This window comes from Microcystis sp. M113S1 (assembly GCF_020246945.1).
GTDB lineage: Bacteria > Cyanobacteriota > Cyanobacteriia > Cyanobacteriales > Microcystaceae > Microcystis.
On sequence record NZ_JADBSA010000126.1, the window covers coordinates 1 to 10,790 of the forward strand.

A 10,790-nucleotide genomic window follows, 5' to 3' on the forward strand; every position below is an offset into this window, starting at 1 on the left:
CTTCATCGTCAGACTCTCTGCTATTCAAAATGTGTCAAAATGTTAGAAAATTCCCTACCGCTTCTAATTCATTACCTTAAGTTTAAGGATGTTCCAGTTCCCTACACTTTTGCTTGATTCATCTTTACATCTGACAACGCCGACAGTGGATAAAGCAAGAGGTGTAATAGCGAGTTTCACTGGGAAATCTCCTTAAATAGAATTAGGTCAAGTTAAGTTGGTGCTATGCACCCCAGTGCATTTTATTTGTTTTTTTGACCGTGTCTGTTACTTTTGATACAGTTTTTTTATTGTTTTATGTTACGGGAATAGGGAGACACGGGGACAGCACCGCTCAACTAAACTTACTCAAACCTGTTTAAAAGCCTGAAAGCTTAGTCATTCGGATTAAGCAGGGAGCGGGTTAAACGGCAAACCCGTTATTCCCTGGTCAACGACATCGGGAATTACTTTCGTGAACCACTATCGAGGTCGTTGAGAGCTTCCTGCTTCAATAGGATGCGCTTTCTACCTCGAAAGATAGCCAGTCTTGCCTTCCCGACCCCGGCATCCGTCCTAGTGCCTAAGACCCATACTTTTCCTGGCAACAGGACCGGCCGAAGCTCGGTTATCGCTTAAGGAATAGTGGTCAAGATCTGTTTATCGGAGCATCGGTTTTTGAGAATTGTCTATGTGTTGGGCATTCATCCCATCGCTAAAAGCGAGGGACTTCTGCTGACACTAAGTTAAATTCTTTTTCCCAAACTAACACCCGCTAAACCAAAGGCTAACAGAGCAAGCAAGGAAGAAGGTTCGGGGATTTTGGTTCCTGCAGCAAACTGAATCTCTGAGAAGCCGATGCGATCGCTCGTGGCGGGAAGTCCCCCAAAGTTACTCAGATTAGTAAATCTAACATTAGTCGCGGCGACTGAGGCAAAACTGAACGTCTGCGGGTTCTGATTGGTAGCTGGGGAACCAAAATTTCCTTGGGTAAAGGAAGTAGGAGCGCCACTCAGGGTACTCCAAGTTGTTCCACCGTTGTTGGAGTATTGAATCGTCACACTGTTAATTCCCTGACGGGTAAGAGCGTCACTACTACCACCAAGGTTCCAGAAAGTAAACCCAGATAGATGATAGCTACCATTGAGATTAAAAGTGATAGTACCTGTAGAACCCAGGGTTGGGTTTGTGTCTGACCGCCAAGAATTACCTGCATTCGACGGAACGTGAACTCCCGTCAGACTCGGAGTGTTACTGGGCAGCCCGTTGCCGTTGACGGTATCGTTTAGATCCCATAGTGGCGAACTCTGTCCGGTTATATTCGTTGAGGCAGTGACTCCAGGAATTAGAGTTGCGGCTTGGGCGTTTTGTGTTACACTCAACATTAAGCCAAAAGTGGCAGTGGATAAAACAAGGGTTTTAATAGCGAATTCCATTGGAAGCTCTCCTTAGTTAAAGGCTAGGTACAGTCAAAAGGATACAACGCATCCTTCTACATCGTATTTGTTTTTTTTGCCAATGTCCACTACTTTTGATGTAGATTTTTTTACTATTCTATGGTATGGGAATCGGGGGACACGGGGAAAACGCCCATCTGGTGACGCAGTTAGTGGGACTTAGACAAAAAACAAATCGAGAATCGAGAAAAGCCTAAACTCCAATCCCCGCTTGGGATTTACTTCGACCAAGCCCAAAATCGCTGAAACCCAGATATATCAAGGAAAATCATAAATCGAGGTTAACCCTTTGTCCCGTAATGGTTTAAGCCTTTTTTGCTGACCGAAAACGCCTAAGTCCCATTAAAAAAGTCAGAAGCCAGAAATCGGCTGGGGAAGAAATTCTGTCTTCTGCCTTCATAGCGGGCAGTCTGCCTACTGATGAGATTCTAGCCTCGTGGTTTTGCTATTGTCCCCATCCGAGAATAAATCATCGCTAAATAGATCATCAAGGGGCAGTTCTTCGTCAGAAGGTAAGGATTCTAGATTAGCCATTTCTTCATTATCCAACATACGAAAGAAATCTAGTTCTTCTTGGTCACTCGCAACAGAAGCAACATTTTGGCGGTTAGATGCAACTGTAGGGGTTTCTTCCGCAAAATAATCGAATAATTCGGGGTTATTGCTGTCATCGGTATCAGCAAATAAGTCATCTAGAAAATTTTGGTTATCAGCGAATTTTTCGGTGTCGGGGGCTAATAAATCAGAGAAAATGGTGTCACTGCTAACGGTTTCTTGAATCTGACCGTAATTCCCCGATAATTCTTCTAGACTACCGATAGTTCTCGTTTCTTCCTCTAATGTTAAACTGTTGAGAAATTCTATCTCAGCAGCGGACATCTCCCAGTCAGAGATTGCTTGTTCTTCCATGACGGGAAAATCTTCGCTCTCAGTCATTTCTGAGGAAACTAAGGTTTCTTCTCTGCTGTTTAAACCGTCAAATGTCTCCTCGGAAACTGGTGTTTCTAGGGGCATTTCAGGAGCAAATTCTGGTTCCAATACTAGGGTTTCTTCGGTGATAAAACCATCAAAAGGATTCATCTCACTGCTGAATTCTGATTCTGAAACAGGCGTTTCTAGGGGCGTTTCAGGGGCAAATTCTGGTTCCAATACTAGGGTTTCTTCGGTGATAAAATCATCAAAAGGATTTATTTCTTCGGCACTGGGGCTATCGGGGAAATCATCCCAGGGTTCGACGATTTCAGTGGTTCGATCATCCACTACTGCTTGGCGGGCGTTTTGTAATTCCAACAGTTGGCTTTGATAACCCTGTTCTAGTTGTTGAATTTGCGACTGATAGCCCTTTTCTAATTCTAGAATCTGCTCCTGTTGACTTTGACGCAGGGCTTCCATTTCCCCTTGCTTCCCGTCTATGATCTCTTGTATTTGACTTTGATAGCTTTGGCGCAATTCCTCGATTTTAGCTTCGTATTCCTGTTGAAGTTGCTGAATTTGGGTTTTATCGGCGACTTCCACGGCTTGAGCGGGAGTTGCGCTGGCTATCTCTTGCAAACGTCCTTGGCTATCTTCTAACTCTTTTTGCAATTTAGCCACTTCTTCTCTATAGGTGGCTTCGATATTGCGAATCCGTTCTTCGGAGAGAGCGAGTAGTTTTAACTGTTCTTTGCTGTCTTTTAACTCCGCTTCGGTTTCACCTAAATCCGTCCGAATTTTCGCATATTTCTGTAGTGCTTCCCTGATTTTTCCCTCTTGGAGGGCATATAAAGCCCCACCCCCGATCGCACCTCCACCGACAAAACCGATTAAAATATCGAAGATATTCATTATGGGATTCCTCCTATAGGAAAATTTACTTCTAATATGCCCAATCTCAGAGAATAATTCACAAGGGGCAAATGTGGTCAGTGTTTTCCGCCGCTCTCTATGCCGATTGCTTTTGATTGTGGCAGCAATTATCAGAAAAAGAAAGCAAATATTCAGTTTTTTATCGGCAAATGTTCACCTTTAGGGCAGTTATCTCGATGGTGAGGTACAAAGTCTCTGGTTTTAGGGAGTCGGTTGTCGATGTCAAATCCAGTCATACCTCGTCTTTGTGAGAAACGCCGTCGGTGGTGTTCGGCAAGACATTTCACTGAAGCTGTATTTCCCGATAAGCTTGATAAACGCCGCGCACGTTGTACCAATTGAGAAAAATGCGGGCAATTTCTAGGGCTAATTGCGGTTTACCTCGATCGATCAACCATTGTAACAGAGGGGAGAGGCTGCGTTCATTCAGGGTTCCCCCCAGGGAAAGTAAACCCCACAACAGTCGATGAATCCAAGTCATTTGAATCATCATCCGCACTTCCCAGGTGGGATGTTTTTGATAAAAAAGCACTCCCATTCGTCCCCGTTGAATTTCCTTATCGATGAGATTGGGAATTTGAGCGAGATTAAAGGGGGGATGCCAATGATAACCGACGGCTTCAGGACATTTGATTAATTTTAGTCCTAATTGCTTCAATCTCACCCCTAATTCCAAATCTTCCCAACCGTAGAGTTGAAACTGGGTATCAAATAATCCCGCCGCTAATAACCATTTTTTGGCGATCGCCACGTTGCCCGTGGCAAAATAGGCGGCGGAGAAATCGGTGATTTTATAGGGTTCACTGGTGGGATGCTCGAAGTTACAGGTATTAATGACACTGCCGTAGGTAAATAAGCAATCGCTGCCGAGACTTTCTGCCCCGGCGGTTAAAGCGTCGGCGTGGGCTTGCAAAAAATTTTCTGTCACTACCAGATCGCTATCGATAAAAATAATCGTATCACCACTAGCTTTTTCTACCCCCAGATTCCTAGCGATCGCCGGTCCGCCGTGATCCTGTTGCCACAGTTGCAGATGGGGTAAATTGCCTTTGTGACTTTCTAGCCAAGCGATCGTCGCATCGGTAGAGCCATCATCGACAAGGACTATTTCGTAGTTTTCCACTTTATTATCGGTTAAACGCTGATTTTCTAGGGCTAGTAAACATTTTTTTAAAATTGCTTGGCGATTGTAGGTAGGGATAACAACACTAATCAGCACGGGCATTCGGGGGTCAAGATTACCGTTTCAGCTTACCAAATAACCTCGGTTCCTTGATTAGACCTCCTGCAAAAATCAACAATCTTTATTCAGGAGGCACTCGGCGGTCGTCAGGTTTTGGGGTTTTGGGGTGATAGGGTTTTGGGGTGATAAGGTGATGAGACAGCTTCCCCACTTCCCCACTTCCCCACTTCCCCACTTCTCCACTTCTCCACTTCCCCACTTCTCCACTTCTCCACTTCCCCACTTCTCCACTTCCCCACACTGTAAGGAACCCCGGAAGGAGGATTAAGGTCAACTGGGAACATTGATTTGAAAAAATCGGTGATCATGTTATTCTCTGAGTGTGTTGTGTGAGGAAAGGAATCGCCCATGGTAGCTTCTCTATCGTATCAAAATGGACAAAAAGTTCGATCGCATCCCCTGTTATCCTTAACGGGTTTAATCGAATTACCGCCATCCCCCCTGTTTGGCACGGACGGAATTCGCGGCCAAGTGGGAGAATTATTAACTGCCCCCCTAGCACTACAAATCGGATTTTGGGCAGGACAGGTATTTAAAAATCAGGCTGGTGTCACCAAACCGGTGATTATCGGTCAAGATTCGCGTAATTCCAGTGATATGTTAGCCAATGCTATCACTGCTGGTTTAACTTGGGCGGGAATAGAAGTCTGGCAACTGGGATTATGTCCCACTCCCTGCGTCGCCTATTTAACCAGAGAAAGCGAAGCGATGGGGGGGATCATGATTTCTGCCAGTCATAATCCTCCCGAAGACAACGGCATTAAATTTTTTGACAGCAGCGGTTTAAAATTATCCGGCACTTTAGCCGGACAGATAGAAGCGGGTTTAAGGGGCAATTTAGAATTAGCGGATAACTCAGTAAATTGGGGAAAAGCGACTTTTTGTCCCGAATTAATCCAAAAATACTATCAAGCTGTGATTGCTTCCGTCGGGAAGGATATTAACCTATCGGGATTAAAAATAGTTTTGGATCTAGCTTGGGGGGCAGCCGTTAACCTAGCACCTTTAGTATTCCAAACCTTGGGGGCGGAAGTTATCTGCCTACACGATCGAGCCGATGGCGATCGCATTAACGTTAATTGTGGTTCTACCCATTTAGAAAGCTTACAGGCGGCGGTGATTAATCAGCAAGCGGATTTAGGGTTTGCCTTCGATGGCGATGCCGATCGGGTCCTGGCCGTGGATAGTCAAGGTAGAGTAGTAGATGGCGATTATATCCTCTATTTTTGGGGTCGTTCCCTCTTAGAAGCCGGACAGCTACCGGATGGGTTATTAGTGGCAACGGTGATGGCTAATTTAGGTTTTGAACGCGCTTGGCAAAAACTGGGGGGTCAATTATTGCGGACTGCCGTGGGCGATCAGCACGTTCAGGCGCAAATGTGGGAAACTGGAGCCATGCTAGGGGGTGAACAATCCGGTCATATCCTCTGCCATCATTACGGGGTTTCCGGGGATGGAATGCAAACCGCTCTACATTTAGCGGCTTTAGTGCAGAAATCGGCGGTTTCCTTGGCTAACTTAGTCGATCATAGCTTTGTCACCTATCCGCAGATTTTACGCAATGTGCGGGTGGAAGATAGAGAAGTGCGACGTAATTGGCAGCAATGTGAACCTTTGCGGCGAGAAATCCTCAAAGCTGAGACAGCTATGGCAGAAAAAGGCAGAATTTTGGTGCGCGCTTCCGGGACAGAACCCTTAATTCGGGTGATGGTGGAAGCAGAAACCCTAGAATTAGCCAATTTTTGGACAGAAAGGCTAGTGGAAGCGGTGCGAAACTATCTTTTGTAGTCGATCGAGGGGGACAGGGATTATAATGCCCTTAGCCTAGCGTAGCAAGGGATAATTATGACCGGACTAAGTATCGATCGCCAGAAAAAAAAGCATAAACAGGGCCAAACAAAAGCTGATAGTCCCCCGCTTAACATCAAAGAGAAACTTGCCCTCAAAAAAGAAGAAAGGCAAAAGAAACAAAAATTAACGGGGTTAATTGTTTTTGCCATTTGTGTAGCAATTTTGCTCGGATTACCCCTCAGCTTATTATTTGATGCCAAGATAGGATCTGCAGTAAGTTTAGTCTTGATTTTAGGAGTTTTCTCCTTTAGCTATCCTCGCATGGCTCTTTGGGTATTTATTATCTATGTCCCCTTCACTGGCACTATTATCTATTGGTTGGGAGGTAGTCCCATCCTGCAGATCAGTAAAGATATCTTTTATCTACCCGCTTTAATCGCCTTAGTTTTAGAATGTCGAAAAAAGCAATTACCGATTATTGTCCCGAAACAATTAGGTACAACCCTATTATTAATCTTTGTTTTCTGTGTAGTCTGTCTATTAGCCGTCAATTTGCAGAGACAATTTCTGCCTACTTGTGCATCTGTAGAAGGACTGAGAGTTTTCAGAAACGGCTTTTTCTTTGGGGTTCCCTGTCGGGAAAGTGAGCCTTTTCTGCAAGGACTATTAGGATTCAAAGTTTTGCTAGGTTATGTCCCCTTGATCTTCTGCACTTATTACTTAATCAAAGACAAACCGACCCTATTATTTTTTAGTCGTCTCTTAGTGACTTTAGTAATTATTTGTTGTGTCCTAGGACTAATGCAATACTGGATGCTGAAAACCGGTCGTTGTGTAGGAACTAGAGGCTACGTGGCTGATACACTATTTAAAGCCACCTTAGATGCAAGGTGTTTGGTTGGTGGGGCATTAGTGTATAGTCCGGAAGTGAATATGATCCGCCTACCAGGTACCTTTGTTTCCCCCTGGCACTGGGCTTGGTTTTTGGTCTCTAGTGCCGTGATTTGTTATGCCAGTGCCTTTAGTGAAATTTCCCAAAAATGGCGACTAGCAGCCCTAGTGGGTTTAACTCTAGTTTTTATTAATGCAGTGGTCTCTGGGCAAAGATTAGCTTTCTTTGCTGTACCGATGATTATTGGTCTGATGACGATTCTTACAGGACAAATCGCTAACTTAAAAAGATTTTTGCCGATCATTTTTGCCGCCGCTTTACTTCTAGCTATCGGTTTTTCTTTCCTTAACCCGGATTTTGTCCAACAACGCTACGATAGTGCCGTCAGGCGTTGGCAACAGGCTCCCCCCACCGCTTTTATTCAAGAACAGTTGGATTTTGCTATCCGTAATCAGGGCGGTATTTTAGGTCGTGGACTCGGTGTGGCCACAGCTTCTGCTAGGGTTTTCGGTGATATTTCCTTTGTGGAAACCTATCACAGTAAAGTTTTATTCGAGTTGGGATACATTGGTTTTGCCTTGTACATGATATTCATGACCCATCTAGTTTATCTGGCCTTCCGCACCTATCGTTCCCTCAAAGATCCGACTCTGCGAGGTTTTGCCGGTAGTTATTGGGTTTTGCTGCTCTTTGTTGCCTATCTTCCCTATTGGTATGCCCTCGATACGGATCCTGTGGGCGTTTATTACTGGATATTTGCGGGCGTAATTTTTAGATTACCCGTGATCGAAAAACAGGAAAAAGAAGCCAAAATTCTGGCGGGAGAAACCGAAACAAAATCCTCCAAAAAGAGCTTAAATTTTAAACGCAAAGGTGTTTCTTTGGTTTAAAATATGGGTTTTGGGTTTTAGGGGGGTCACTGCGTGCGCGTTGCGGGGGGTTTTAGTTGAAATTCCCCCATCCCCTATCCCCTATCCCCTATCCCCTAATCCCTACCTATCCCCTGCTATGAATTTTCCTTCGATTTCTGTCATCATACCCACCTATCGACGCGAAGAGCCTCTTAAAGATACCCTCGATGACCTACTCAAACAAGATTACCCCGATTTTGAGGTATTAGTTATCGACCAGACCGCTACCCACAGCCCCGCCATACAATCCTATCTGGAAAATCTGGCTAATCAGCACAAAATTAGCTGGTATCGGCTGGATTGGGCGAGTTTACCCGGTGCGAGAAATTATGGAGTCCGTCGCGCCCAAGGCGATATCGTTCTTTTTATCGATGATGATGTGCGGCTACCGGATAATTATCTCAAAGCACATAGTGAGAATTTTGTCAAGAACCCTGAGATAGGTGTAGTGGCAGGTCGGGTATTCGATCGCATGAAATTGGGTGACTCCCAAAAAATGGCGACAGATACCGGCAAACCCTACGAAATCGACTTTTTACCCCCCCAAGCCATGGATCCGGGCATTGCTTGGTATTACATCGATCTTGTCCACACCACTAAACCCCAGCAGGTAATCTCGGCCCGGGGCTGTAATATGTCTTTCCGGAAGGATATATTTACGAAATACGGCATTTGGTTCGATGAACGCTTTCGTGGCAGTGCCGTGCGCGAGGAATCGGATTTTTGCTTAAGGTTACGCCAGACTCCCTATCATGTATGGTACGATCCCACCGCTTATCTGGTTCATTTAGGCGAAGAAACCGGCGGCTGTCATGATATTAGCACTCGTTCTTTGAGTTATCAGACGACTTTTTATCATAATCACTTTCTGATGGCCCTGAAAAATCTCACTCCCGCTCAACAATTGCGACTCTACGCTAAATTATTTGATTGTCACGTTCTTGGCAATCCTCCCTGTAATAAGGGTGGTTCCCCGATTAAAATCCTCTCTAGGGGAATTTTTTATAGTTTAGGTTTTCTTGATGCTCTGAAAACTCAAGTAAAGTCCCTCTGGAATGATGGCCAAATTTATACAAAACTAGATCATCTATGAAAATTTTAGTCGCTAGTCATACCTATGTCGTTGATCTCAACTGTGAGAAACTGCGCGCCCTGACAAGATTAAATCCCAATATTGAAGTTACTATTGTTGTTCCCCAACGTTGGCAACCGGGAGGAGTCCAAAATAAAATCATTGAAAGTCAACCGAAAATAGCCGACAATTTCCGAGTCATTCCTATCTCTAATTTTAGCCAGAATAACCAAGCTTTATTAACTTTTGGCACTGATATAATTCCTTTATTGCAAAAATTTAGACCTGATATTATTCAAGTGGAACAGGGTTCTAAATCTCTCGCTTATGCTCAATTTATTACTCTGAATCGTCTCTTAAATCTCCGGGCTAAAAATGTATTTTTTACTTGGTGGAATCTTCCCTATACTCCTAAATTTCCCATCTCTTGGTTAGAAGCTTATAACCTGAAAAATACCGATGGTTTAATCGCTGGTAATCAGGACGGTGTAGATGTTTTAAAAGAACGGGGTTACAGGGGTAAATACACCGTTTTACCACAATTAGGAGTGGATGAAGTTCTTTTTTCCCCCAGCAAGCAACCAGATTTAGCCCGATCTTTAGGCATTGAAAACGATGAATTCGTGATTGGTTTTATCGGTCGTTTTGTGGAAGAGAAAGGCATTCTAAAGCTGATTAAAGCTGTAGCTAAATTAACAGGTAAGTGGAAATTATTACTGTTAGGTCGGGGAATCCTGAAAGATAAAATAGTCAGCGAAGCTACAGCCGCAGGAATAAGCGATCGCTTGATGATAGTGGAAAGTGTTCCCCACGATCAAGTAGTTAATTATATTAACCTGATGAACACTTTAGTTTTGCCTTCAGAAATCACCTATCAGGTCAAAACCTTAACGGCCGTCGGTTGGAAAGAACAATTCGGTCATGTCTTAATTGAAGCTATGGCCTGTCAGGTTCCTGTTATTGGTTCTGATTCGGGAGAAATCCCCTTTGTTATTGCTGATACGGGTTTAATTTTTCCCGAAAAAGATGGGGAGGCACTGGCTAAATCTATACAAACTCTCTTAGATAATCCCAGCTTCGCTCAAGAATTAGGCCAGAGGGGTTATCAGAGAGTAATGACCAATTATACTAATAAAGCCCTCGCTCAAAAACAATTGGATTTCTATCAACAATTACTCCCTCGGTGATGGGGGATAGGGGATGGGGGATGGGGGATGGGGAACAGGAAGAAAAAAGCTGCTCACTGCTCACTGATAACTGGTTTTGACATCCTCACCGCCGTAAAACGGACGGTGATTCCCAAACCTCACGATTTGGGTTTCTGCTTCTTTCCCTTGCGGGGTTCCGCACCTGCCGCCCCAGATTTACTCTGTTCTGGTCTTATGGTCGCTCTACAGACTGACACCGCAAGTCCTGCGGCCAAAATGTTTTTACTGGCGTTAATATCTCGGTCATGGTGCGTCCCACAGTCTTGACAATCCCATTCTCGAACATTTAACGTCATTGTCTCAGCAATATACCCGCAATTACTACACCGCTTATAACTAGGAAACCATCTATCTATTTCGAGGTAATTTTTCCCATACCAACGGCATTTATA

The 10,790-nt window shown here is 44.3% G+C and carries 8 protein-coding genes and 1 pseudogene; 5 read left to right on the forward strand and 4 right to left on the reverse strand.

The genetic code is table 11. The annotated features are described in order from the left end of the window. Positions 1-117: pseudogene (locus IM319_RS06435) on the forward strand (IS1 family transposase); the annotation flags it as partial. 608 nt (positions 118-725) lie between these two features. Here IM319_RS06435 and IM319_RS06440 read toward each other — a convergent pair. From IM319_RS06440 to IM319_RS06450, 3 genes are all read right to left on the reverse strand, one after another. Continuing rightward, the gene (locus IM319_RS06440; RefSeq protein WP_287735047.1) at positions 726-1,415 is read right to left on the reverse strand and encodes a PEP-CTERM sorting domain-containing protein; all 690 of its coding nucleotides are present in this window, start codon (positions 1,413-1,415) and stop codon (positions 726-728) included. Positions 1,416-1,850: 435 nt separating this feature from the next. After that, entirely contained in the window at positions 1,851-3,260 is a 1,410-nt protein-coding gene (locus IM319_RS06445; protein ID WP_287735048.1) for a hypothetical protein, read from the reverse strand. Positions 3,261-3,564: 304 nt separating this feature from the next. Next, the gene (locus IM319_RS06450) at positions 3,565-4,506 is read right to left on the reverse strand and encodes a glycosyltransferase family 2 protein (protein WP_287735049.1); all 942 of its coding nucleotides are present in this window, start codon (positions 4,504-4,506) and stop codon (positions 3,565-3,567) included. Positions 4,507-4,872: 366 nt separating this feature from the next. Between IM319_RS06450 and glmM the strand changes: the two genes are divergently transcribed. The 4 genes from glmM to hpsO all read left to right on the forward strand — a co-directional run bounded on the left by glmM (position 4,873) and on the right by hpsO (position 10,377). Continuing rightward, the gene (gene glmM / locus IM319_RS06455) at positions 4,873-6,312 is read left to right on the forward strand and encodes a phosphoglucosamine mutase (RefSeq protein ID WP_287735050.1); all 1,440 of its coding nucleotides are present in this window, start codon (positions 4,873-4,875) and stop codon (positions 6,310-6,312) included. A gap of 57 nt (positions 6,313-6,369) precedes the next feature. Then, complete coding sequence (gene hpsL / locus IM319_RS06460) at positions 6,370-8,097, forward strand: hormogonium polysaccharide biosynthesis protein HpsL (RefSeq protein WP_287735051.1); 1,728 nt, start codon at positions 6,370-6,372, stop codon at positions 8,095-8,097. 118 nt (positions 8,098-8,215) lie between these two features. Then, positions 8,216-9,211: a hormogonium polysaccharide biosynthesis glycosyltransferase HpsN gene (gene hpsN, locus IM319_RS06465; RefSeq protein ID WP_287735052.1), complete on the forward strand. Its 996-nt coding sequence runs from the start codon at positions 8,216-8,218 to the stop codon at positions 9,209-9,211. After that, entirely contained in the window at positions 9,208-10,377 is a 1,170-nt protein-coding gene (gene hpsO, locus IM319_RS06470; RefSeq protein WP_286827103.1) for a hormogonium polysaccharide biosynthesis glycosyltransferase HpsO, read from the forward strand. Before hpsN ends, hpsO begins: the two co-directional genes overlap by 4 nt. A gap of 119 nt (positions 10,378-10,496) precedes the next feature. Here the strand turns inward: hpsO and IM319_RS06475 are convergent. Further along, a partial coding sequence (locus tag IM319_RS06475; RefSeq protein ID WP_287735053.1) for a zinc ribbon domain-containing protein occupies positions 10,497-10,790 on the reverse strand: 294 nt, incomplete at its 5' end.

What these genes read in the sequence shown, in the direction of transcription:
- hpsL (WP_287735051.1), top strand. Translation starts at nt 6,370, where the DNA reads ATGACCGGACTAAGTATCGATCGCCAGAAAAAAAAGCATAAACAGGGC.
- hpsN (WP_287735052.1), top strand. Translation starts at nt 8,216, where the DNA reads ATGAATTTTCCTTCGATTTCTGTCATCATACCCACCTATCGACGCGAA.
- IM319_RS06450 (WP_287735049.1), bottom strand. Translation starts at nt 4,506, where the DNA reads ATGCCCGTGCTGATTAGTGTTGTTATCCCTACCTACAATCGCCAAGCA.
- glmM (WP_287735050.1), top strand. Translation starts at nt 4,873, where the DNA reads ATGGTAGCTTCTCTATCGTATCAAAATGGACAAAAAGTTCGATCGCAT.
- hpsO (WP_286827103.1), top strand. Translation starts at nt 9,208, where the DNA reads ATGAAAATTTTAGTCGCTAGTCATACCTATGTCGTTGATCTCAACTGT.
- IM319_RS06445 (WP_287735048.1), bottom strand. Translation starts at nt 3,260, where the DNA reads ATGAATATCTTCGATATTTTAATCGGTTTTGTCGGTGGAGGTGCGATC.
- IM319_RS06440 (WP_287735047.1), bottom strand. Translation starts at nt 1,415, where the DNA reads ATGGAATTCGCTATTAAAACCCTTGTTTTATCCACTGCCACTTTTGGC.